Raw genomic sequence first — 23626 nt, 5'->3', positions numbered from 1 at the left:
CGGGCACCCGTGTCCGCTCTTCACGTTGAAGCGCCCCACGCCGGACCGAGGGTGGCGGGCGGCGAACGCGTAACGGGCCGGCCCGGTCGGGAGGCGGCGCTGTCGCGCTTCCTCAACGGACTTTGGCGGCTCTTTTAAGGCTTTCTGAAGATGACCTTCGAACTGGCGTTTACGCGCCGTGCGCGCCCTAGGCTCTCGAACACCCCCCACAGTCCCGGTGGGCGCGGTCGCGTCCACCGGGTACGGGGGCTCCGTCAGCCGACCGACAAGCCGAGGTGTCCTGCGTATGGGTTCCCGCCGAGCCGCTCGCCCGTCCCGCTCCCACGCCCGCCCCCGCGGCGGGCTCCGGACACGCGGTACCGCGCTGGTGCTCGGCGCCGTCACCGTGACGGCGGGCGTCGGGATCACCCTGGCCGTCGCCGGGGGCGAGGACGGCGGTGCCGCGGACCGGGTCACCACGAACGCCGCCGGACAGACACCGGGCGCCGAGGACGCGGCGGGCGGTGCGGCGCCCCTGGCCTCCGTGTCGGCGAGCCCCGGCGCCACGGCGAGCGGCTCACCGAGCGAGAGCGCCGATCCGAAGGCCGGGAAGAAGGAGAAGGAGAAGGAGAAGGACAGGCCGAAGACCTCGGCGAGTGCGGCCACCGGCCCGGCGAAGGCGGCCGGGCCCGCTTCGAAGGCTCCCGCGAGGACGACGGCGAAGAGCGGCGGCGACCGGCCCTCGAGCGGTGGCGGCGCCGATACGGGCCCGGCCGCAGGATCGGGTGCGGACTCGGGTTCCGGCGGGAGCGGCGGGCCCGAGGCGCGGGTTCTCGCCCTCGTGAACGAGGAGCGGGCGTCGGCGGGCTGTTCGCCGGTCACGGCGAACGACCGGCTGACCCGGGCCGCCGACGAGTACAGCGACGTCATGGCGAGCAGCGGTGTGATGTCCCACACGGGCCCCGACGGCTCCACGATGACGACCCGGGTCGAGGCCGCCGGTTACCAGTGGTCCACGCTGGGCGAGAACATAGCCCGGGGACAGGCGGACGCCGCCGCGGTGATGGACTCCTGGATGAACAGCCCCGGCCACCGCGCGAACATACTCAACTGCTCCTTCAAGGAGCTGGGCGTCGGCGTCCACTTCGGCGACGGCGGCCCCTGGTGGACGCAGAACTTCGGCGCGAGCCGCTGACGCCCGTCACCGTCCCCCGCCTCCGGCGCCGCTCGCGCCGGCGAGTACGAACGACACCCGCACCCGCGCGCCGCCCAGTGGCGCGCGGGTGATCGTCAGTTCGCCGTCCGCCGCGCGTGCCGCCCGGGCCACGATGTCCAGGCCGAGGCCGGTCGAGCCGCCGACGCTGACGCCCCGGGTGAGCGCGGCCTCGGGGTCCGCCACGCCCGGGCCCGCGTCGTCGACCGTGAGGAACACGTGCCGCTCCGCCCGCTCCACGCGGACGGCGAAGGCGGTGCCCTGCGGGGTGTGCCGGAAGACGTTGCCGATCAGGGCGTCGACGACGGCCGCGAGGTCGTCATCGGGGAAGGCGACCGGAGCCGGGCGCGGGGTCAGGGAGCGCTCGTACGGCCGGGCCTGCTGGGTGGCGAGGACCGACCAGAAGTCCAGGCGCATGGCGACCACCTCGGCGACGTCGCACGGCTTCGCCGGGCCCGCTCCGGCACCGCCGTGCTGCACCGCGGCCAGGGGGGTGCGCGCGGCCGCGATGATCGAGTCGAGCTCGCTCTCCAGCTGGCCTGCCGCTTCCGTGACCCGCCGGGCGCTCGGGGTCGCGCCCATCCTGTCGGCCTCCAGATAGAGGGCGGTCAGCGGGGTGCGCAGCCGGTGCGAGAGGTCGGCGACCAGTTCGCGTTCGACGGCGAGCAGGTCGACGACCCGGTCGGCCATGGTGTTGAACGCCACGCCGGCTTCCTGGAGCTCGGGCGGGCCGTCCGGTTCGACCCGTACGTCCAGGTTGCCGGAGCCGAGGGCGAGCGAAGCGCGCTTGAGGCCGCGGGAGGAACGCACGACGCGGGCGCCCAGCCGGTCGGCGACCAGCACGGAGCCACCGACCAGGCCCAGGGCGAGCAGCGCCATCACCCCCCACGACGCGGCCACGCCCCGGGAGAGGTCCGCGGCCGGCACGTAGGCCTCCACGACCGCGACCCGGTCGCCCCGCAGGACGACGGGCTGGAGGTAGACCCAGCCGTCCGCGGTGTCGACGGCGAGCGTCTCGCGCCCTCGCACGGCCCGGTCCAGCGCGTCCTCGGGTGCGTGCGGGGTACCGACGAAGCCGCCGTCGGGCAGCCGTACGACGAGCTGGTCGGCGGAGCCCAGCTCGGCGACGGCCTGCTGCACGTCGGCGCGCCGAGTGGTGAGGGCCAGCACCGGGGAAAGGGCCGAGGCGCGCTGCTCGGCGGCGGTGGTGACCCGGTCCCGGGCCTGTTCGCGGACGAGGAGGGCGAGCGGGATGAGGAAGGACAGCGCCACCATCGAGGTGACGGCCAGGGCGATCCCGGCGAGGGCACGCCTCATGGTGAGCTGACCAGCTTGATGCCGATGCCGCGCACAGTGTGGAGATAGCGGGGCTTTCGCGGCTTCTCACCCATTTTGCGGCGGAGTGCGGAGAGATGGACGTCCACCGTCTGATCCTCCACGTACGGCTGCTGCCACACCTCGGCGAGTATCCGCTGCCTGGATATGACCTGGTCGGCGTTGGCGGCCAGGTAGGCGAGCAGGTCGAACTCGCGGCGGGTCAGGGGGAGTTCACGCCCGGCGAGGTGTGCGGTGCGCGCGGTGGGGTCGATGCGCAGGTCGGCGACCTGGAGGGCGGGACGTCGCGCCGCCTGTACGTCGGCGGGCACGGAGCGGCGCAGCACGGCGGCGAGCCGGGCCGCGAGCTGGCCGCCGGAGAAGGGCTTGACCATGTAGTCGTCGGCGCCGGCGTTGAGCAGCCGGATGATCTCGGTGTCGTCGTCGCGGGCGGTGGCGACCAGCACCGGTACGCGGGAGATGCCCCGGATCATCCGCAGCACGTCGAGACCGTCGAGGTCGGGCAGTCCGAGGTCGAGCACCACGATGTCCGGCGGGCTCTGGGTGATGTCGCGCAGCGCCTCGAAACCCTGGTGGGCGGTCTTCACCGCGTAGCCGTGTCCGGTCAGGACCTCGATCAGCGCGGCCCGGATCACGGGGTCGTCCTCGACGACAAGTACGGAGGCCATGGGCAGGCACGTTAGCCGGTCCGTCACTATGGTGTCGTGTCCCGCCTCCTGCGCTACCTGATCATCTGGCTGTCGTGCACGGCGGCCAGTGTCACGGCTGTCATCATCACGATCCACTTCGTGGTGGGCTCGACCCGGCCGACCGCACCGGTCGCGCAGTCGGCGCCGAAGGAGCTGCCGGCGTCGCCCCGGCCCGCTCCGTCCAAGTCCGCGAAGCCCTCCCCCAGCCCTTCGCCGACCAGCCGGAAGCCGAGTCCGACGCCGTCCCGTACCACCGAGCAGCCGCCCGAGCCGAGTCCGACACCGACGCCGGCCGCCCGCACCACACCCCCGCGGACTCCGGCGGGCGGGGGCGACCCGGGGTGCGAGGAGGGCGGGGCCGGCGTGTACACCGTGCCGTCCGAGGGCGGCAAGGCCACGGTGCGGTTCGGCGGCAGCGGGGTGTGCCTGGTCTCGGCGGTACCGAACCAGGGCTTCACGGTGAGTACGGAGCAGAGCGGGCCGCAGACGCTGACCGTGACCTTCTCGGCGAGCCGCCACCGGTCGGAGATCACGGCGACGACGCGGCCGCAGAGCCGGGCCGACGTCCGCGAGGTGTCGTGGTGACGTCCTTCGGCCTCCTGCCTCCGCCCGGCGGTACCGCCCGGCGCAGGCAGGGGGCCGCCGCCGGGCGGTGGACCGTACGGTCAGGTCGTGGCGCAGGGGGTCCCGTTGAGGCCGAAGGCGGTCGGGGCGGTGTTGGCGCCGCCCTTCCCGGCGGTGAACCCGAGGGTGACGGTGCCCCCGGCGGGGATGGTGGAGGTGTAGGAGGCGGGTGAGACGCTGACCGCGCCGGCGTTCTGGGCGGGGGTGCCTCCCCACATGTTCGTGATGGTCTGGCCGTCGGCGAAGGCGAAGGTCAGCGTCCAGGGGCCGACGGGTGCGGTGCCGGTGTTGCGGACGGCGATCTCGCCCTGGAAGCCGCCGGGCCATTCGCCCACGACGCGGTACCCGACGGAGCACGTGGTGCCGGGATTCCCGCCTCCTTCGCCGGTGGTCACGTCCACGGTGGCGGACCGGGCCGAGCGGTTGCCCGCCGCGTCGCGGGCGTAGACGGCGAAGGTGTAGGCGGTGCCGGCGGTGAGGCCGGTCACGGTGGCGCTGTTGGTGGCGGATGCGGCGACCCCGCTCTCGCCGCCGTCGCCGACCCGTACCACGTCGTAGCCGGTGACGCCCACGTTGTCGGTGGCGGCGGTCCAGCCGAGGGTGACGGAGGTGTCCGTGACGGCTGAGGCGGCCGGGGTGCCGGGCGCCGTCGGGGCCTGGGTGTCGTCCGGGGCGCCTCCGAAGACCGTGGCCTCCTTCGACGTCCGGGCGATGCCGTCGACACCGTGGAAGATGCGCTCGCCCCACGAGCTGAGCCGACTGGGGTCGAAGTCGAGGGCGAGGTCGAGGACCGGGTCGGTGTTGCCGCTCCACGACCAGGCCAGGTAGCCGAGACCGAGCTGTTCGGCGGTGGCCATCATGGTGTCCTCGTCCGGGTCTCCCCACTGGTCGGCCGGGCCGCCGAACTCGCCGATGAGAAGGGGCAGTCCGGCGTCGACGAAGGCGTTCAGGTAGTCGGTGATCTCCTGGGCCGTGTCGTAGACGCTGTACATGTGGATCGAGAAGATCAGGTTGCCGGTGGGGTCGGCGTCGTACACGGAGCGCGCGTTGGCCCGCATGACCCCTTGCCAGTCCTGGCCCCAGTTGGGCGCGTCCACCATGATCGTGTGCTGGAAGCCGGCCGCGCGCAGCTTCTCGATCGCGGCGATGGTCGGCTCGGTCCAGCCGGCGGGGTCGGTGTTGCCCCAGGGCTCGTTGCCGATGTTGACGACGATGTAGTCTTCTTCGCCGCTCAGCACGTCCTTGAGGCCGATCCAGTAGTCGGCCGCGTGGTCGAGGGTGCCGGCGGCGGCCTCCTCGCCGTAGCCGGTGGTGTCGTGCACCTCGAGGACGCAGATCAGCCGGTTCGCCTTGCACTGGTCGACTACGGCGGCCACGTCCTCGGGGCTGTTCTCGCTCCAGCGGTGACCGTCGGACAGGACGACCCGGACGGTGTTGGCACCGAGCGCCTTGACGTCCGCCAAGGACTGGGTCTCGCCGGGGTACCAGGTGTGGGCGTGGTTGACCCCCCGCATGACGAAGTCGTTGCCGTTGCCTTCCAGCAGCCGGCCGTCCCTGACGTGCAGGCCGGTGGCCTGCGCGCCGGACGGCTGGGCCAGCGCCGCGGCCGGGCCGAGGACACCGGCGACGACCAGGCCGATCAGGGCGGCCAGACCGGTCAGCAGGCGGGTCGAGAGGCTCTTCGGTGTATCGCGTCTTGCTGTGCGCACGGCGACTCCATGACTGAGTAGTGCGGACACGAAAGAACAACGAGGGTGTGGGAGCGCTCCCATACACTCACTGCGCCGCGTACACGTCAAGACATCGGACGGAAAACGCTTGCCACCCATGCTTGCCACCCGCGCCGGGATCACCGACCGGCCGCCCGTTTCCGGGCGGCCGGTCGGCGCCACCGTTCACCACCTACCTCGCGGCGCTCCTCAGGGCAGGGTCCACTTCTGGTTCTGGCCGGTGTGGCAGGTCCACAGGTGGACCGGCGTCCCGTCGTTCCACGTACCGCCCGACGCGTCCAGGCACTTGCCCGACTGCGGATTGCGCACCGTGCCGTCCGGCTGGGCCGCCCACTTCTGCGCACCCGTCCCGTTGCACGTCCACGACTGGATCCGCGTACCGTCCGCGCTGCCACCACCGGACACGTCCAGACACTTCCCCAGCGCCGTCAGCGAGCCGTCGCCCGAGACGGTCCAGTCCTGCGCCGCACTGCCGTCGCACGTCCGGATCCGCACCCCGGCACCGTCGGCGGTACCCGCGTCGTCCACGTCCAGGCACTTGCCGCCGACCCCCCTCACCGGACCCGTACGGGGACCGGGCTGCTGTGTCCCCTCCCGCTTGACGCGGATGTCGCGGAAGGCGACCTCGTCTCCGTCTCCGTGGTTCTGGAGTCCGATGTGTCCCTGCCGCAGGCTCCGCGCCGGGTCGGTGTTGGTGAAGTCGTTGATCCGCACACCGTTGAGGAAGACCTCCAGCCGCTCTCCGGTCACCCGGATCTCGTACGTGTTCCACTCGCCCGGCGGGTTCAGCGCGGCGTCGCGTGCGGGGAGGTCCGCCGACCGGAAGCCGTAGACGGCGCCCGTGGTGCGGTCGGCCGCGTCCGTGGCGTCGATCTGGATCTCGTAGCCGTTGTCCACCGCCGACCAGGGGTCGCCGGAGGCCGGGAAGCCCACGAGGACACCGGAGTTGTCGTCCCCGGCCGCCTTCCAGTCCAGCTTGAGGGAGTAGTCGCCGGTGAACTCCTCGGCGGAGTACCAGAGCATCCCCAGTCCGCCGTGGGAGGTCAGGGTGCCGTCGGCGACGGTGAACCCGCCGGGGCCCGCCTGCTGCCAGCCGGTGGTGCCCGAGCCGTCGAAGAGGGACGTGTAGCCGCTCTCCGGGCGGCAGTCGGCGTTGGTCATCCCCGCCGCCCAGCGGATGCCGCCGAGCAGGTGCCTGCGGAAGGCGGGGTCGGTGTAGGACTCGTCGGTGTGGCCGCCGCCGGTGTAGAAGGCCCGGCCGCCCTCGTAGTCCTTGCACCAGGCGATCGGGTGGTCGCCGTTCATGTTCCCGCCCGCGTAGCTGGACTCGTCGAGCGAGGCCAGGACGTGGGCGGTGGCGCGCGGATTGGTGCGGTAGTTGTACCACTCGTCGGTCCGCTGCCAGGTGGCGCCGAGGTGCGCGGTGGCGTCGTGCGCCCGGTCCTCGATCTCGACGGTGGCGGGCTGGATGGCCGGGTGGGAATGGAAGAGCGCTCCGGCCAGCCCCTCGTAGAAGGGCCAGTCGTACTCGGTGTCGGCGGCGGCGTGGACGCCGACGTATCCGCCGCCGCCGTTGACGTAACTCTCGAACGCCGTCTGCTGGGTGTCGCCCAGCACGTCGCCCGTCGTCGACAGGAAGACGACCGCCTTGTACTGGGCGAGGTTCCCGGTGGTGAAGGTCCCCGGGTCCTCGGTGGCGTCGACGGTGAAGTTGTTCGCCGTGCCGAGGTCCCGCAGCGCCGCGATGCCGTCGTCGATCGAGGAGTGGCGGAAGCCCGCCGTCCGGGAGAAGACGAGGACCTTGTAGGCCGGGTCGGCCGCGGCCTGGGCCGCGGTGTCCGGGCCCGCCTGGGCGGTGGTGCGGACGGTGTCGCCCGTGGCGTCGGCGACGACGCCGGGCAGGGCGGTGGCCTGGGGGGCCACGCACAGCACGGCGCCGGCGAACAGGCCGAGGGCCGCTTTCAGGTGGTTGCGCATGTACGGTCGCCTCCTCTCTACGGCAGGGTCCACTTCTGGTTCTGGCCGGTGTGGCAGGTCCACAGGTGGACCGGCGTCCCGTCGTTCCACGTACCGCCCGACGCGTCCAGGCACTTGCCCGACTGCGGATTGCGCACCGTGCCGTCCGGCTGGGCCGCCCACTTCTGCGCACCCGTCCCGTTGCACGTCCACGACTGGATCCGCGTACCGTCCGCGCTGCCACCACCGGACACGTCCAGACACTTCCCCAGCGCCGTCAGCGAGCCGTCGCCCGAGACGGTCCAGTCCTGCGCCGCACTGCCGTCGCACGTCCGGATCCGCACCCCGGCACCGTCGGCGGTACCCGCGTCGTCCACGTCCAGGCACTTGCCGCCGACCCCCCTCACCGGACCCGTACGGGCGCCGCCCGCCGTCGTGTCGAACGAGAACTCGTCGACGTCGAACAGCGATCCGCTGCCGCCCTTGAAGACCAGGTGGAGGGTCGTGGAGCCGGCCGGCTGGTCGCTCAGTGCGGCCGTCACGTCCTGGAAGGTCTCCCAGCCGCCGGTCACCGGCACGGTCGCGGTGCCGAGCAGGGTGCCGGTCGGGGATCCGGCGCGCACCTCGATCGTCCCGCCGGTGCCCGCCGAGGAGACCCGGGCGGTGAAGGCGGTGGTGCCGGCGAGGGCGTACGGGCGGAAGGAGATCCAGTCGCCGTTCTCGATGTGGCCGACCGTCCTGCCGCCGTGTGCGGGAGCGTGGGTGACGACCTGGACGCCCGAGGAGTCGCCGTAGTGCTCGGCCTGCCGGTGGCTCGGCTGAGTGATGTGCTGGTCGTGGGTGGTGAGCGCGGGCAGGCCGGTCGCACCCTGGTCGGTGTACTCGGCGTCGATGACGCCGAAGATGTTGGCGTTGGGGTCGTGTTCGCCGTCCGCCAGGGTCCGGAGGGTGCCGGTGCAGCCGGTGGCCGAGGTCTGCGGGTGGCCGTGGCTGTCGTGGCCGATGATGAAGGTGACCTTCACCTTGGCACAGTCGATGGTGCCGTCCTCGGGATCGGTCACCGTCACCTTGAACGGGATGGCGGCGCCGAAGTCGTGGACACTGCCGTCCTCCGGCAGGTCGATCCGCACGGTGGGCGCGGTGTTGCCGACGGTGATCCGCACGGAGGCGGTGGCGGACTTGCCCGTCGTGTCCGTGACCGTCAGCGTGGCCGTGTACTGGCCGTTGGTGGTGTACGTGTGGGAGGGGCCGGCCGCCGTGGAGGTGGCGCCGTCGCCGAAGTCCCAGGCGTAGGAGAGGGCATCGCCGTCCGCGTCGGAGCTGCCGGCGGAGGAGAAGGCCACCGCGAGGGGCGCCGTGCCGGACGTGGTGTCCGCCTGGGCCTGCGCCACCGGAGCGTGGCCCGCGGTGACGTGCTCGATGCGGTACAGGGCGGAGTTGGCGTCGCCGTTGAAGTAGCCGGTGCCGTAGTCGAGGACGTACAGGGCGCCGTCCGGGCCGAAGGCCATGTCCATCACCTGGGTGCCGCTCCAGGGGAAGGAGTTGATGGACTGCACGGTGCCGTCGCCGCCGGTCTCGACCCGCTTGATCCAGCGGCGGCCGAACTCGCCGGCGAAGAAGTCGCCGTCGTACGCCTCGGGGAACTTCACCCCGGAGGCGGAGCCCGCGTCGTAGCGGTAGACGGGTCCGCCCATGGGTGACTCGGAGCCGTTGCCGAACTCCGGTACGGAGCCGCCGTCGTAGGGGATCCAGGCGGGCTGGGCGGGTGGCAGGTCGGTCAGGCCGGTGTTGCGCGGCGAGGTGTTCTTCGGCGCGGCGCAGTCGAACGCGCCGCCCGCGCCGCCGGTGGCGAAGTCGTGGTCGACGTAGGCGTCGTTGTCACCGGTGCAGTACGGCCAGCCGAAGTTGCCCGCCTCGGTGACGCGGTTGAACTCGACCTGGCCGGCGGGACCCCGGGACGCGTCGGCGGTGCCGGCGTCCGGGCCGTAGTCACCGACGTGGACGGTGCCCGTCGCCTTGTCGACACTCATCCGGAAGGGGTTGCGGAAGCCCATGGCGTAGATCTCGGGCCGGGTCCTGGCGGTGCCGGGCGCGAAGAGGTTGCCCGGCGGGATGCCGTACGACCCGTCGGCGTTCACCTTGATCCGCAGGATCTTGCCGCGCAGGTCGTTGGTGTTGCCCGACGAACGCTGGGCGTCGTAGGCGGGGTTGCGCGAGGCGCGCTCGTCGATGGGGGTGTAGCCGTCCGAGGCGAAGGGGTTGGTGTCGTCACCCGTGGACAGGTACAGGTTGCCCGCCGCGTCGAAGTCGATGTCGCCGCCGACGTGGCAGCACAGGCCGCGGGAGGCGGGCACGTCGAGGATCTTCTTCTCGCTGCCCGGGTCCAGGGTGCCGTCGGCCTTCAGAACGAACCGCGACAGGCGGTTGACCCCGTCGAACGGGGCGAAGTCGGACGCCGATCCGTCGGCCGGCGCGTCACCGGCGGGGGTGTCGAGCCGGGGGGCGTAGTAGAGGTAGACGAACCGGTTGGTGGAGAAGCCCGGGTCCGCGGCGACGCCCTGCAGGCCCTCTTCGTCGTGGCTGTAGACGTCGAGCCTGCCCGCGACGCCGGTGTTGCCCGCGGCGTCGGTGAGCCGGAGTGTGCCGTCGCGCGACGTGTGCAGCACCGAGCGGTCCGGCAGGACCGCAAGGGTCATGGGTTCGCCCGTTTCGGCCACGCCCTTGGCGAGGGTGACCTGTTGGAACTCCTCGGCTGCCGCAGCCGAGGCCCCGCCGCCGCCCGGATCCGCCGGGACGGCGGCGGCCGGGCTCAGCGGCAGCGCCAGGCCGAGGACGCATGCCAGGGCCGGCAGTAGGGAGCGGACACGTCTGCGTCCGAGCGGTCTCGTGCGCACAGAGTTCTCCCGGAGAGTGTGGGGTGGCGGCAGGCGTGTGAGGCCTGCCGTGAGGGAGTACGGGCGCGCGCCGTCGCGCCGTCGAGCCCCGGCCGTCAGAGATCTATGACCGGTTCATTTCAAGGAAGTTAGCGGCCTTGGTCCGCACCTGGAACCCCTTTCGCGCAAGATCTCAATTCTTCTTCCGTCGGATGGACAAAGTGTCGGGAGCATCGGATCGGCCCGGCCCGGTCACCGCGCCGCACGCGAGCGAGCGCCGGGGGCCGGGCAGGTGCCCGGCCCCGGCGCTTCACGACCGACGTGTGCCGGAAGCCATCGAGGCGAACCCGAAGTCGGATTCCGCGCACGCCCCTCGTCGGGCCGCGCGTGTCAGGCGGGTGCCAGGTGGTCCAGGACCGCACGCATCGCCCGCCGCACGGCGTCGCGTGACTCGTCGGACAGGTCGAGGGTCTCGAAGCCGTGGTGGCCGTGCGGGACGTCGACCACCTCGACGTCCGTCCCGCAGTCCTTGGCCGCGGCCAGGAACTCCTCGACGGTGGCGGCGATCTCGGGCACCTCGAGTCCCACGCGGGTGAGTACGACGGGCAGGGCGCCGGCGCCGGCCACCGCGCGCACCGGGTGGAAGCGGGTGCCGGACAGCCCCCAGTTCGGCAGCGGTGCGAGGACCGGGTAGGTGGCCGCCAGGCAGCGCAGCCACTCGGGAGGCGCCGCCAGCCAGTCCGCCGCGATCAGGCCGCCGCCCGAGAAGAACCACAGCGCGACCCGGTCCGCGGCCACTCGGGGGTCGGCCCGGACCAGCTCCACGGCGGCGGCCACGTCCGCGGCGGCGCGTCCGTAGTCCGCCAGGTCGTGCAGGCGGTGGTCGAGGACCACGCCCACCGCCCCCTCCCCGGCCGCGTACCGGGCGTATCCCGTCAGGGTCGGCCAGTCCCTCGGGGTCGGCCGGGCGTCGGCGGGGACCGGGCCGCCGTGTACGAACACCACCGCCGGCCGCGGTTCCTCGGCGTCGGGCAGGTACAGGTCGACGTTGCCGTGCCGTTCCCGGGGGACCTCGGGGACGTTCAGCAGGAACGGCCGCAGGTGCGCGGGCGGTTCCGCGGCGGTGATGGGCTCCAGCCGGTGTCCCTCACCGGCCGCGGCCCGCAGCAGGACGTCCGTGAGCTCGGCGGGGCAGGACAGCATCGGCCAGTGCCCGGTGGGAAGTTCGAAGAAGGTCACCCCGGGGTCGGTCAGGGCTTGCAGCGCGGGATCGCCGAAGCCCACCAGCATCTGGACCATCTCGATGCTCGCGCCGTTTCCGGTGCACAGCACGCCGGTGGTGGGCACCGACGCCACCGCGCCGGACAGCCGCAGCGGCTGGAGCAGGGTGCCGAGCGGTTGCGGCGCGGCGAGAGCGGTGAGCCGGTCCAGCGCCGCGTCGGGAACGCCCGCGGTGCTGCCCCACAACGGCCACGCGTCGTGGGCCGGGGGTGGCAGTACCGCGTCGGCCCCCGCCTCCCCGCCCGCCCCGGCCAGCCGTTCGCGCAGGGACTGGTCGGGGACGGTGGCCAGGGCCGGAACGCCGTCCTGGGGCATTCCCGAGTCCAGGTAGACGATCCTGTCGACGCGCTCCGCCCGCCGGTCGGCGGCGCCGAGTGCCGGGTGGATGCCGTAGCCGTGGCCGACCAGCACGACCTTCCGGTCGACCGCCGTGCCGACCGAGTCGATCACCGCGAGCACGTCCGCGACGTGGGTCTCCAGATCGATACCGGTCGCCGACGCGGTACGCGTGCCGTCGAGCCCGCTGAGGGCGACCGCCTGCGCCTCGGCGCCCGCGGCGGTCAGGCGCGTGGCCGTGTCCTGCCAGATGTGTGTGCCGGTGAACATGCCCGACACCAGGATGAACGTCGTCATGACCTCTCCTCCGTACGCCGTTCGGTCGCCGGTACGGTAGGAACTCCCCCAGAGGGAGGTTCAAGTGATCACGTCGTACGACGGTCTGTGCGGCATCGGTGAACTCGCCGAACGGGCGGGTGTCACCGTCAAGACCGTCCGCTTCTACTCCGACCGCGGTCTGCTGCCGGAGGCGTCCCGCAGCGCCGGCGGGCACCGGCGGTACGCACCCGAGGCGCTCGACCGGCTGCGTCTGATCCGCTCCCTGCGCGCTCTCGGCCTGTCGGTCCCCGAGGTGCACCGGATTCTCGAAGAGGAGGACGCGGCGGACGAGGGAGCCGGCGGGGACGGGGCGGGTACCGCGCTGGAGGCCGCGGTCGCCGGGCGGCTGCGCGAACTCGGCTCCGAGCTCAAGGCGTTGCGCTGGCGGGAGGCGGCGCTGCGGCTGGTGCGGGAGTGCCCGCCCGGGGAGCGGGCCGACCGGCTGCGGTTGATCGGCGCCGTGCCGGTCCCGCCCAGCACGGCGCCACTGGCCCGGTTCTGGCGCGGCTGGCTGCCGGCCCGGATGCCGGCCCGGTCGACGCGCGCCTTCCTGGAGGTGGCGGTTCCGCGGCCGCCCGACGATCCGGCCCCGGCCCAGGTCCTCGCCTTCGCCCACCTGAACGCCCTCACGCTCGCTCCGTGCCCGGGCACGAAGCAGCCGCAGCCCGAGGCACACCGAACCGCCGGTGCCCGGGGTTCCGCCGTGCTGTACGCGGGGTTGGCGGAGGCGTACGAACTGGCGGGCGTGCACATGCGCCGGGGCCGGGACCCGCAGCCCGGCGAGGCGCTGGACGGCTTCGTCGCCGCGTACACGAGCGCCTACGGGGCCCGGGACACACCTGACTTCCGCAGGCGGCTGGCCGGTCAGCTCGCGGACGACCCGCGGATCGACCGCTACTGGGAGCTGGTGTCCGAGGTGGTCACGACGCCGGGGCGGCGACCGGATCCGACGCCCGGCTCCGCGCACGACTGGCTGCTCGCGGCACTCGCCGCCGAGATCGGGGCGTCCCCGCTTCCGGCGACATGACGTGAGGGGCTGGCGGGGCGACGTCAGGGCACGTCGCCCCGCCAGTCGAAGCGGCGCGGATCGCCCGGCCTCGGGCCGTACGCCGAGCTGCCGCCCGGGCCGTAGCGGCCTATCTCCGTCGCCAGCGAGACACCCCGGCCGCGCTCGTGTTCCGTGAGGTCCGTGACGTCCAGGAGCAGACCGTCCAGGGGGCCGCCCACCAGCTGCGCGTAGACGCGCCCGGCCCGCGGCCCCGGGTTGTCGTGGTCGGCGCCGTAGACCCTGCCCCGCATGAACTCCACCTCATCCATGACTCGCAGCCTCGCATCCGCCACTGACAACGCCCTCCCCGGAAGAGCGGCCCCCGTCGGGCAGCAGCGACCGGCCGCGGTCGGCGTCCACCGCCGACGGCTGGAGCACGTGCTCCGGCACCCGGCGGGCCAGTGCCTCGGTCGGCGGTCCCTCGAACGCGCTGCCCGGCGGATTCGCCTCCGCCAGACCTCGTCCTCCACAGGGAGTCACCGCGTCCTGGTACCGGCCCCGGTCCACCACCACCGAAGTACCGTTCCGCATCAGGCCGTCTCAGCACCGTGCCCCGCCTGGGACGGGCGCTTTCGGATCCGGCAGGGGCGTCACGGTCGAGCGCGGCCCGGTTCGGCGGACGGTGAGGGCGAGCAGGGCCGCGGCGGCGCATGCCGCGCCGAGGACGACCCAGACGGGGTCGTAGCCGGCGAAGGCGTCCCGGGCGACGCCGCCGAGGAACGCGGCCAGTGCCGCACCGACCTGGTGGGCCGCGCTGGTCCAGCCGAAGACGATGGCGCTGTCGTCGCCGTAGAACCGGCGGCACAGCGCGATGACGGGCGGCACCGTGGCGAGGTCGAGGAGGCCGAAGAGGACGACGAAGGCCATCATCGGCGGCGTGACGGTCGCGCTCATGATCAGAGGCAGCGCGACCAGCAGGAGGCCGCGCAGGGTGAAGACGACGGCGAGCAGCCTGCGGGCGTCGACTCGGTCGGTGAGCCACCCCGCGACGACGGTGCCGGCGACGTTGAAGACACCGATGAGGGCGAGCAGGGTGGACGCGGTGGTGACCGGCATGCCGTGGTCGTGGGCGGCGGGTGCGAAGTGGGTCCACATGACGCCGTTGGTGGAGGCGCCGCAGACCGCGAACGCTGCCGCGAGCAGCCAGAAGGGGGCGGTGCGCGCGGCGTCGCGCAGGACGGTGAGGGCGCGGCGGGCGGCGCCTGGGACGGGGTGCGGCTTGGGGACGAAGACGGGGCTGCCGTAGGGGCGTCGGCCGCTGTCGGCGGGGTGGTCGCTCAGGGCGAGCCGCACGAGGAGCACGGTGGCCAGTGCGGCGAGGGCGAGGGTGACCAGGGCAGGGCGCCAGTCGTAGTGGTCGATGGTCCAGGACAGGGCGGGCAGGAAGACCATCTGACCGAGGACACCGGCCGAGGCGAGGATGCCGGTGACCAGACCGCGTCGCTCGGTGAACCAGCGGTTCGCCACGGTGGTGGCGAGCGTCATGGACAGGGCCCCGGTGCCCAGGCCGACGAGAAGGCCCCAGAAGAGGGCGAACTGCCAGGCGGCGGCCATGACGGTGGTGAGCAGCGCTCCCCCGGCGACGACGCCCAGGGCGGTGACGACGACCCGCCGGATGCCGAAGCGGTCCATCAGCGCGGCGGCGAACGGGGCGGTGAGGCCGTACAGGATCATGTTCACCGACGCGGCGAGGCCGATGGAGCCGCGGGACCAGTGGAAGTCGCGCTGCAGCGTGCCCTGGAGGATCCCGGGCATGGTGGAGAAGGCACCGGCGACGACGATCGCGGTCGCGGTGACGGCTGCCACCCACCAGGCGCGGTGTCCGGTGCGGACGCGGAACTGTCGGGTCGTGTTGCTCATGAACCCCACCCTTCGCCGTACGCGGGGCACAAACCATTGGCCGGATGGACAGCGAGTGAAAGAATCCGGCCATGAGAAACACGACGGTCGACGCGCTGCACCGGGTGGTGGTGTTCGTGCGTCCGGGACTGCTGCCGATGGAGCTGGGGATCGTGCACCGCCTGTTCGGGACGGCCGCAGACGATGACGGGGGACCGCTGTACTCGGTGCTCACGTGCGCGTCCGTGCCGGGCGAGGTGCCGACCGACACGGACTTCAGCGTCAACGTCCCCCACGGGCCGGAGGTTCTGGAGACCGCCGACACGGTGGTCGTGCCGGCGGCCGTGGAGGACTACGTGCCGCAGGAGCGCGGGCGGCTCGCCGCGCCGGTGCGCGCGGCCCTGGAGCGGGTTCCCGCGACGGCCAGACTGGCGTCCATCTGCACCGGTTCGTTCGTGCTGGCAGCGGCAGGTGTGCTGGCCGGGCGCCGGGCCACCACGCACTGGAAGTCGTGCGCCGAACTGGCCGCGCTCTACCCGGATGTCGACGTCGATCCGGACGTGCTCTACACCGACGACCGGGGCGTGCTCACCTCGGCCGGTGTCGCCGCCGGTATCGACCTGTGCCTGCACATGATCCGTGACGACCACGGCGCGGACGTGGCGAACACCGTCGCTCGCCGCACCGTGGTGCCACCGCACCGGGACGGCGGCCAGGCGCAGTACATCGACCGGCCGATCCAGCAGGTGGACGACTCGTCGACGGCCGCCGCCCGCACGTACGCGCTCGAGCGGCTGGGCGAGCCCCTCACCCTGGAAGAACTCGCCCGGCAGTCGGCGATGAGTGTGCGGACCCTCAGCCGGAGGTTCCGGCAGGAGACCGGCGTGACCCCGATGCAGTGGCTCGGCCGGCAGCGTCTCGACTACGCCCGTCGGCTGCTGGAGCGCAGCGACGAACCGGTCGACCGCGTCGCCGCCCGCGCCGGCTTCGGCACCGGCACGGCGATGCGCCTGCACTTCCGCGAGGTGCTCGGGGTGTCACCGCGCGCGTACCGCAACACCTTTCGCGGTGGCACGGCGTAGTGGCGAAGGCGGCCGGGCCGACCGGAATCGGCCGGCCCGGGCTCCGGTGGGTCAGACCAGGTCGAAGCGGTCGAGGTTCATGACCTTGACCCAGGCGGCGACGAAGTCGTGGACGAACTTCTCCTTCGCGTCGTCGCTCGCGTAGACCTCGGCGAGCGCCCGCAGCTCGGAGTTCGAGCCGAAGACCAGGTCGGCGCGGCTGCCGGCCCACCTGACCTCGCCGGTGGCGGCGTCGCGGCCCTCGAAGGTGGTCTGGTCCTCGGTCGTCGACTTCCAGGTGATGCCCAGGTCGAGCAGGTTGACGAAGAAGTCGTTGGTCAGCGATCCCGGCGTCCTGGTGAAGGCGCCGAGCTGGGACTGCTGGTAGTTGGCGCCCAGGACGCGCAGGCCACCGACCAGGACGGTCATCTCGGGGGCGCTCAGGGTGAGCAGGTTCGCCCGGTCGAGCAGCAGGAACTCGGCCGGCAGGCGGTTGCCCTTGCCGTGGTAGTTGCGGAACCCGTCGGCGGTCGGCTCGAGCGCCTCGAACGACTCGGCGTCGGTGTGCTCCTCCGTCGCGTCGACCCGGCCCGCGGCGAAGGGGACCTCCACCTGGAAGCCGGCTTCCTTGGCGGCCTTCTCGACGGCGGCACAGCCGCCGAGGACGATGAGGTCGGCCAGGGAGACCTTCTTGCCTCCGGCGCCGGAGTCGAACTCCTGCCGGACGCCCTCCAGGACGCGCAGGACCTGCGCCAGCTCGTCGGGCTCGTTGACCTCCCAGCCGCGCTGCGGCTGCAGGCGGATCCGGGCGCCGTTGGCACCGCCGCGCTTGTCGCTGCCGCGGAAGGTGGACGCCGAGGCCCACGCGGTGGACACCAGCTGCGAGACGGACAGCCCGGACTCGAGGAGCTTGGTCTTGAGGGTCTCGACGTCCTCGGCGTCGATGGCCTCGCCCTCGGCCTCGGCCTCGGGCAGCGGGTCCTGCCAGAGCAGGGTCTCCTCCGGGACTTCCGGGCCGAGGTACAGGGACTTCGGGCCCATGTCACGGTGGGTCAGCTTGTACCAGGCGCGGGCGAAGGCGTCCGCGAACTCCTGCGGGTTCTCGTGGAAGCGGCGGGAGATCGGCTCGTAGACCGGGTCGTAGCGCAGCGACAGGTCGGTGGTGAGCATCTTCGGGCGGTGCTTCTTCGACGGGTCGTGCGCGTCCGGGACGATCTCCGGGGCGTCCTTCGCCACCCACTGGTTGGCTCCGGCCGGGCTCTGCTCGAGTTCGTACTCGTACTCGAAGAGGTTCTTGAAGAAGCCGTTGCTCCACTGCGTCGGGGTCGTGGTCCAGGTGACCTCCAGGCCGGAGGTGATGGCGTCCGGGCCCTTGCCCGTGCCGTAGGTGTTCCTCCAGCCCAGGCCCATCTCCTCCATGGAGGCGGCCTCGGGGTCGTCGCCGACGTGGTCGGCCGGGCCGGCGCCGTGGGTCTTGCCGAAGGTGTGGCCGCCGGCGATCAGCGCGACGGTCTCCTCGTCGTTCATCGCCATGCGGCGGAACGTCTCACGGATGTCGCGGGCGGCCGCGATCGGGTCCGGGTTGCCGTTCGGGCCTTCCGGGTTGACGTAGATCAGACCCATCTGGACCGCGCCGAGCGGGTTCTCCAGCTCGCGGTCACCGGTGTAGCGCCGGTCGTCGAGCCAGGTGGTCTCGGGGCCCCAGTAGACGTCCTCCTCGGCCTCCCAGACGTCGGCGCGGCCACCGGCGAAGCCGAAGGTCTCGAAGCCCATCTGCTCCAGGGCGACGTTGCCGGTGAGGACCAGGAGGTCGGCCCAGGAGATGCTCTGGCCGTACTTCTTCTTGACCGGCCACAGCAGGCGGCGGGCCTTGTCGAGGTTGCCGTTGTCCGGCCAGCTGTTGAGCGGCGCGAAACGCTGCTGGCCGGCACCCGCGCCGCCGCGGCCGTCGCTGATGCGGTAGGTGCCCGCGCTGTGCCAGGCCATCCGGATCATCAGCGGGCCGTAGTTGCCGAAGTCGGCGGGCCACCAGTCCTGCGAGGTGCTCAGCACCTCGGCGATGTCGCGTTTGACGGCCGGCAGGTCGAGCGAGGCGAACGCCTCGGCGTAGTCGAACTCCTCACCCAGCGGGTTGGCCACGGCGGGGTTCTTGGCGAGGATCTTCAGGTTGAGCCGCTCCGGCCACCACTGGCGGTTTCCGCCTCCCTGGGTCGGGTGCGGGGCGCGTCCGTGGGCGACCGGGCAGCCACCCGCCTCCTCGGTTTTCGCGTCGGTCACGATGGCATCGTGGTTCTCGGACATGGAAATCCTTCCGAACGGGGCGGATCAAGGTGCTGGGGAACTGCCGGTGGTGGAGCAGTCGGGGCACAGGCCCCGGTAGATGACCTCGGCCTCGTCTATCGAGAAGCCGTGGTCGTCGGAGGCGGTCAGACAGGGCGCCTCGCCGACGGCGCAGTCGACGTCGGCGAGCGCACCGCAGGACCGGCACAGGACGTGGTGGTGGTTGTCCCCCACCCGTCCCTCGAACCGCGCCGGGCTGCCGGGCGGTTGGATGCGGCGCACCAGCCCCGCCGCGGTGAGCGCGTGCAGGGCCTGGTACACGGCCTGGAGGGAGACGTGACCCACGCGCCGGCGCACCCCGGAGGCGATCGCCTCGACGCCGAGGTGATCGCCGCTTCGGACGGTCTCGAGCAGCGCGACCCGGGCGGCGGTCACGCGCAGCCCGGCCCCGCGCAGTTCGGAGGCGACAGCCGGATCCCGTGATGCGGTCATGGCGGCGAACCTACCCCCGTAAACACGAACCCCTCAAGGAAACGAGCCGATCCATTTCGGTGACGGCCGGGTGCCGTCCCCGGCCTGGCCCGGTGACGGGGAACGATCGTGGTAGAAGACCCTGGTGAGGGGCACCGGCAAGGAATGCCGCATCCGGGCACAGCGCGACAACGGGAGTGAGTGAGCAGCCGTGCTATTGAAGACGTTCCGCTGGGCCTTCGCCGTCACTGCCCTGGGCCTGGCCGCGGGAGTGCTCTACGAGGGGTGGACCGCCTTCGGTCTCGTCGCCATCCTGGCCGTGCTGGAGATCTCCCTGTCCTTCGACAACGCGGTGATCAACGCCGGGATCCTGAAGAAGATGAGCGCCTTCTGGCAGAAGATCTTCCTCACCGTCGGCATCCTGATCGCCGTATTCGGCATGCGCCTGGTCTTCCCGGTGGTCATCGTCGCGATCAGCGCCCGGTTGAGCCCCTGGTCCGCGGTCCATCTGGCGCTCACGGACAAGGAGCGCTACCAGGAGCTGGTGACGGACGCCCATCCGTCGATCGCCGCCTTCGGTGGCATGTTCCTCTTGATGATCTTCCTGGACTTCGTCTTCGAGGACCGGGAGATCAAGTGGCTCGGCCGGCTGGAGCGCCCGCTGTCCAAGCTCGGCAGGGCCGACATGCTGTCGGTCTGCATCGCCCTGATCGTGCTGCTCGTCGCCGCGGTCACCTTCGGCGCCCACGCCCACCAGCACGGCGGCACCCACGTCGACAAGACGGAGACGGTCCTCTTCGCCGGTGTCGCCGGGCTGATCACCTACATGGTCGTCGGCGGTCTCTCCGGCTACTTCGGAGGGAAGCTCGAACGGGAGGAGGAACGCGAGCACGCGGCCGACGAAGAGGCCGAGCGCGCGGGCAGGCCCCGCCCGGCCGTCGCCCTCACCGGCAAGGCCGCGTTCTTCATGTTCCTCTACCTCGAGGTTCTGGACGCGTCCTTCTCCTTTGACGGCGTCATCGGCGCCTTCGCCATCACCAACGACATCGTGCTGATGGCGATCGGTCTGGGCATCGGCGCCATGTACGTCCGGTCGCTCACCGTCTACCTGGTCCGCCAGGGCACCCTCGACGACTACGTCTATCTGGAGCACGGCGCGCACTACGCCATCGGCGCCCTCGCCACCGTCCTGCTGGTGACCATCGAGTACCAGATCAACGAGATCATCACCGGCCTGATCGGCGTGTTCCTGATCGGCTCCTCCTTCTGGTCCTCGGTGCGGCGCAACCGCGCTCTCGCGGCGGCTTCCTGACTCCTCGTCCGGCCGGAGCACGGGACCGCCGGACCGCGGAAGTCGCCGGGCCGAACGCGTGCGCTACATTTTGCAGCGCCTCGACCACGATCACTCACGATCTCTCACGCTACGGAGCCGGCAACCCCATGAGCGACATCGTCAACGGACTCGGCCGCGCCACCGCCTACGGCGGCCTGGGACTGGTCCTCCTGGTCCTCGGCATCGTCCTGATCGACGTGCTGACGCCCGGAAAGCTCGGCCGGCTCATCTGGGAGCAGCGCAACCGCAACGCCGCCGTGGTGCTCAGTTCCGCGCTGCTCGGCGTCGGCGGCGTCGTGTTCACCTCGATCTGGACGACGTACGAGGACTTCGGCAAGGGACTGGTGTCGACCGCGGCGTTCGGGCTTCTCGGGCTCGTGATGATGGCCGTGGCCTTCCTGGTGGTCGACCTGATCACCCCGGGGCGGCTGGGCGCGACGCTGGTCGAGCCGGAGCCGCATCCCGCGGTGTGGGTGACGGCCTCCTGCAACCTGGCCGTTTCCGCGGTCGTTTCGGCCTCCATCGCCTGACGCGCCGTTCCCCGGGGCGCCGCCCCGCCCACGCACGCCGTGGCTCAGGAGAGGGTCGCGGGCGGCGGGGTCCAGCGGCGGCCGCGGGCGGCGGCGCCCGAGACGCCGTAGTCCTTCCTCAGCTGTTCGGGGATGGCGTGGTGCATGACGCGTCCGCGGGTGAGGGAAGACAGTTCCAGGATCGTGGTGAGGTGGCCCAGCCGGTCCAGGGCCCACGCGCCCAGGGGCGAGCGGTCCTCGATCGTCTCGAGCACACCGAGGAGGCGGGGGGCGGCCTTCACGACGGTGTCCCACTTGCCGCGGGGCACGGCGAGCCAGTCGGCGCACGTGTCGCCGACGAGGTAGCGGATCAGGGCCGAGACGACGGGGTCGAAGAGGGTGCCGGGGACCACCTCCTCGTACAGGTCGATCAGCTGCCTCGTCAGATGGGCGCCCTCCTCGGAGGGGCCCATGTGGCGCAGCATGTACAGGTCGAGGAACCGGCGCCCCTCGTCGAGCGTGGTGGGGACGGCCGACTGGTCGACGCCGAGGATGGCGCCGACCACGCGCCAGGCGTAGAAGTAGGCGTCCGCTCCTTCCGCGGACATGTGGATGCCGAGGCGGTGCAGGCTGTCCAGAACGAGGAGGGAGAAGAACATCTGCCCCCCGATCATGTCCTCCTGGCAGATCGGTACGCCGAGGGTGCCGGCGTCCCAGCGGTCCTCCCGTTTCAGGTGGTGGCGGATGGCGGCGTGCAGCAGACGTACCTTCTGGGCGGCCGGGATGAAGCGCCCGCCGGCCTCGAACGCGTCGGGCTGCATGAGGTAGACGGTGAACTGGCCGGTCTCCGCCATCCGTTTGGAGGGATAGCTCAGGCCGTGGGTGGCCGACAGCAGCCTGGCCACGTGCGGGACGACGTAGCAGGCGGGCATGGAGGCGAAGGACAACGCGGTGGAGACGTGCACGTTGTTGTCGATGAAGAACAGGCGGGCCTTCTCCATCTCGGCCCAGTCCACCCAGTCCGGCGGGGTACCGGTCGCCCGCAGGTACTCCCGGGCCACTCCGGGGAGGCCGGCCGGCAGTTCCTGGCCGCTGGTGGAGACGTAGCGCATGAGGGAGTTGAACTTGCCCACCTCGCCACGCTCGAACAGGGTGGCGACGACGGCGTCGGCCAGTTCGTCGCCCTCGCGGCGCAGGGCGTCCATCGACGTCTCGGTGTAGGTCATCGCGGTCTCCTCGTCAGTGGATGCGGTCGGTGGCCTGCTGTGCGAGCTCGCGCAGCGCCCGGCGCGCCCGCGGTGGCGTCCCGGCGTCGTCCAGGGCGTGGGTGGCCCGCTCCACGCGGGCGAGGATCATCCGCTCGACCCGTTGCGGTGCCTTCAGCTCCAGCATCAGGCCGCGCACCTCGCGCAGATGAGTTTCGTCCAGGTCGCCGCGGCCCAGCACCTGGCGCAACCGCTCCCGCTGGGACGCGTCGGCGGCCTGCCAGGTCTCGGCCAGCAGTGCGGTGGGCCGGTGGGCGCGCAGGTCGTCCAGGCCGGCCTTGCCGGTGCGTTCCGGGTCGCCGAACAGGCCGAGCAGATCGTCGCGCAGTTGGAACGCCTCGCCGAGTGGGAGGCCGTAGGCGGAGTAGGTGTCCCGCAGCGCGGTGGGGGCACCTGCCAGCAGTCCGCCGATGAGCAGGGGGTGCTCGACGGTGTACTTGGCGGTCTTGTACCGGACCACCTTCAGGGAGGTCGCGGTGTCCGGTCGTCCGCCGGTGTGCAGGATCTCCAGGCACTCGCCGGCGACGAGTTCACGGGCGAGCGCGGCCCACAGGCCGCGGGCGCGGGCGAGGTAGGCGGCGGGGAGGCCGCTGGTGGTGAACAACTGCCCGGCGAGGGCCATCAGGTGATCGCCCACGAGCATGGCCAGGGACCGGGCGGCCGCGCGGACCCGGCGGCGGCCGTCGCGGGCCGGCCCCGGGGCCGCGGTCAGAACGGCTTCGAGGGCGACGTGGACGGTGGGCAGGCCGTGGCGCAGGTCGCTGTCGTCGATGAGGTCGTCGTGGACGATGGCCGCGGCGTGCACCAGTTCCATGGCGGCCGCCGCCCGTACCAGGGCGTCGCTGTCCGGCTGCCCGGCCGCCCGCCAGCCCCAGTAGCAGAAGGCCGCCCGCAGCCGTTTGCCGTGCCCGGCCGCGCTCCGCAACTGCTCGGCCACGGGTGCGAGAGCGTCGTCTACGGCCACGAGGTGGCCGGCCTCCTCGTCGAGGAAGCTCCGCAGGACGCCGTCGACGCGGGTCTTGAAGGCGGCCGGGTCCCAGCGGTCAGACATCGCCGCCGGCGGCCGCTCGCCGCGCCAGCACGTGCTGGGCGAGTACCTCCAGGTGGGCGGGTGGCACGTTCGTGCACCGGTCCAGCGCGAGCCTGCCCCGGGCCCGGAGGTCCTGTTCCGCCTCCCGCACGAGGTCGGCGGTGTCCGAACGGCCGAGGAGCCCGCGCAGTCCGCCCACCGCCGAGCCGATCGTGCTCACCGCCAGGTCGGCGAGTCCGGCGACCAGCAGCACGGCCTGGTCGTCCAGGCCCGAGCCCCGTCGCGTCGAGTGCGTCATGCTTCTCCCCCAAGGGTCGCGTCGTCACGAACGCGCCTGGTCAACGGCGCGTCCGGTCAGAGCATGACCGGACGCACGGGGCAGAAGATCCCGAATTCCCCTTTGAGCGACACGGGGAACAGGTGTCAGACGGTCCGGTTCAGTCGCCCGAGCCGTCC

At 72.2% G+C, this 23626-nt stretch carries 19 protein-coding genes; 5 read left to right on the top strand and 14 right to left on the bottom strand.

Features of this window, described 5'->3' with window-relative positions:
- Nucleotides 1-286 precede the first annotated feature (286 nt).
- The gene (locus ACZ4V1_RS22965; protein ID WP_468339020.1) at nt 287-1174 is read left to right on the top strand and encodes a CAP domain-containing protein; all 888 of its coding nucleotides are present in this window, start codon (nt 287-289) and stop codon (nt 1172-1174) included.
- A gap of 6 nt (nt 1175-1180) precedes the next feature.
- Here the strand turns inward: ACZ4V1_RS22965 and ACZ4V1_RS22960 are convergent, their stop codons facing one another.
- The 7 genes from ACZ4V1_RS22960 to ACZ4V1_RS22930 all read right to left on the bottom strand — a co-directional run bounded on the left by ACZ4V1_RS22960 (nt 1181) and on the right by ACZ4V1_RS22930 (nt 12313).
- On the bottom strand, nt 1181-2509 hold the full coding sequence (locus tag ACZ4V1_RS22960; RefSeq protein WP_468339018.1) for a sensor histidine kinase: 1329 nt from the start codon (nt 2507-2509) through the stop codon (nt 1181-1183).
- On the bottom strand, nt 2506-3195 hold the full coding sequence (locus tag ACZ4V1_RS22955) for a response regulator transcription factor (RefSeq protein WP_468339016.1): 690 nt from the start codon (nt 3193-3195) through the stop codon (nt 2506-2508). The genes ACZ4V1_RS22960 and ACZ4V1_RS22955 overlap by 4 nt, the downstream gene beginning before the upstream one ends.
- A gap of 53 nt (nt 3196-3248) precedes the next feature.
- Nucleotides 3249-3749, bottom strand: a complete 501-nt coding sequence (locus ACZ4V1_RS22950) for a hypothetical protein (RefSeq protein WP_468339014.1) — start codon at nt 3747-3749, stop codon at nt 3249-3251.
- 132 nt (nt 3750-3881) lie between these two features.
- Nucleotides 3882-5549, bottom strand: coding sequence for a cellulase family glycosylhydrolase (locus tag ACZ4V1_RS22945; RefSeq protein WP_468339012.1), 1668 nt, complete (start codon nt 5547-5549; stop codon nt 3882-3884).
- A 210-nt stretch (nt 5550-5759) separates the two neighbouring features.
- On the bottom strand, nt 5760-7547 hold the full coding sequence (locus ACZ4V1_RS22940; protein ID WP_468339010.1) for a ThuA domain-containing protein: 1788 nt from the start codon (nt 7545-7547) through the stop codon (nt 5760-5762).
- Nucleotides 7548-7564: 17 nt separating this feature from the next.
- The gene (locus ACZ4V1_RS22935) at nt 7565-10420 is read right to left on the bottom strand and encodes a PQQ-dependent sugar dehydrogenase (RefSeq protein WP_468339008.1); all 2856 of its coding nucleotides are present in this window, start codon (nt 10418-10420) and stop codon (nt 7565-7567) included.
- A gap of 369 nt (nt 10421-10789) precedes the next feature.
- Nucleotides 10790-12313 carry an alpha/beta hydrolase gene (locus ACZ4V1_RS22930; RefSeq protein WP_468339006.1) on the bottom strand — a complete coding sequence of 508 codons (1524 nt, stop codon included), beginning with the start codon at nt 12311-12313 and terminating at the stop codon, nt 10790-10792.
- A 64-nt stretch (nt 12314-12377) separates the two neighbouring features.
- On the opposite strand from ACZ4V1_RS22930, the gene ACZ4V1_RS22925 reads away from it, so the two are divergent.
- Entirely contained in the window at nt 12378-13361 is a 984-nt protein-coding gene (locus ACZ4V1_RS22925) for a helix-turn-helix domain-containing protein (protein ID WP_468339004.1), read from the top strand.
- 23 nt (nt 13362-13384) lie between these two features.
- Here the strand turns inward: ACZ4V1_RS22925 and ACZ4V1_RS22920 are convergent, their stop codons facing one another.
- Together ACZ4V1_RS22920 and ACZ4V1_RS22915 are read right to left on the bottom strand one after the other, a co-directional pair.
- On the bottom strand, nt 13385-13651 hold the full coding sequence (locus tag ACZ4V1_RS22920; RefSeq protein WP_468339002.1) for a hypothetical protein: 267 nt from the start codon (nt 13649-13651) through the stop codon (nt 13385-13387).
- Between the two features lie 271 nt (nt 13652-13922).
- Nucleotides 13923-15242, bottom strand: coding sequence for an MFS transporter (locus ACZ4V1_RS22915; RefSeq protein ID WP_468339000.1), 1320 nt, complete (start codon nt 15240-15242; stop codon nt 13923-13925).
- A gap of 71 nt (nt 15243-15313) precedes the next feature.
- On the opposite strand from ACZ4V1_RS22915, the gene ACZ4V1_RS22910 reads away from it, so the two are divergent.
- Nucleotides 15314-16303, top strand: coding sequence for a GlxA family transcriptional regulator (locus tag ACZ4V1_RS22910; protein ID WP_468338998.1), 990 nt, complete (start codon nt 15314-15316; stop codon nt 16301-16303).
- Nucleotides 16304-16354: 51 nt separating this feature from the next.
- On the opposite strand, the gene katG is transcribed toward ACZ4V1_RS22910, so the two are convergent.
- Together katG and ACZ4V1_RS22900 are read right to left on the bottom strand one after the other, a co-directional pair.
- The gene (gene katG / locus ACZ4V1_RS22905; RefSeq protein ID WP_468338996.1) at nt 16355-18583 is read right to left on the bottom strand and encodes a catalase/peroxidase HPI; all 2229 of its coding nucleotides are present in this window, start codon (nt 18581-18583) and stop codon (nt 16355-16357) included.
- 24 nt (nt 18584-18607) lie between these two features.
- Entirely contained in the window at nt 18608-19054 is a 447-nt protein-coding gene (locus tag ACZ4V1_RS22900; protein WP_468338994.1) for a Fur family transcriptional regulator, read from the bottom strand.
- Between the two features lie 190 nt (nt 19055-19244).
- Here ACZ4V1_RS22900 and ACZ4V1_RS22895 point away from each other — a divergent pair, with 190 nt between their 5' ends.
- Nucleotides 19245-20345 (top strand): DUF475 domain-containing protein, encoded by a 1101-nt coding sequence (locus tag ACZ4V1_RS22895; protein ID WP_468338993.1) that lies wholly within the window; start codon nt 19245-19247, stop codon nt 20343-20345.
- A gap of 128 nt (nt 20346-20473) precedes the next feature.
- Nucleotides 20474-20896, top strand: a complete 423-nt coding sequence (locus tag ACZ4V1_RS22890) for a DUF350 domain-containing protein (protein ID WP_468338991.1) — start codon at nt 20474-20476, stop codon at nt 20894-20896.
- A gap of 44 nt (nt 20897-20940) precedes the next feature.
- On the opposite strand, the gene ACZ4V1_RS22885 is transcribed toward ACZ4V1_RS22890, so the two are convergent.
- Genes ACZ4V1_RS22885 through ACZ4V1_RS22875 form a run of 3 tightly spaced genes read right to left on the bottom strand, consistent with a single transcriptional unit; the run spans nt 20941 to nt 23468 of the window.
- On the bottom strand, nt 20941-22101 hold the full coding sequence (locus tag ACZ4V1_RS22885; protein WP_468338989.1) for an oxygenase MpaB family protein: 1161 nt from the start codon (nt 22099-22101) through the stop codon (nt 20941-20943).
- Nucleotides 22102-22114: 13 nt separating this feature from the next.
- The gene (locus tag ACZ4V1_RS22880) at nt 22115-23191 is read right to left on the bottom strand and encodes a polyprenyl synthetase family protein (protein WP_468338987.1); all 1077 of its coding nucleotides are present in this window, start codon (nt 23189-23191) and stop codon (nt 22115-22117) included.
- The gene (locus ACZ4V1_RS22875; protein WP_468338985.1) at nt 23184-23468 is read right to left on the bottom strand and encodes a polyprenyl synthetase; all 285 of its coding nucleotides are present in this window, start codon (nt 23466-23468) and stop codon (nt 23184-23186) included. Before ACZ4V1_RS22875 ends, ACZ4V1_RS22880 begins: the two co-directional genes overlap by 8 nt.
- Nucleotides 23469-23626: the final 158 nt, after the last annotated feature.

This window comes from Streptomyces sp. NPDC028991 (genome assembly GCF_055564775.1).
The sequence above is the reverse complement of the archived record's forward strand: the minus strand, read 5'-3'. Positions and strand labels throughout refer to the sequence as shown.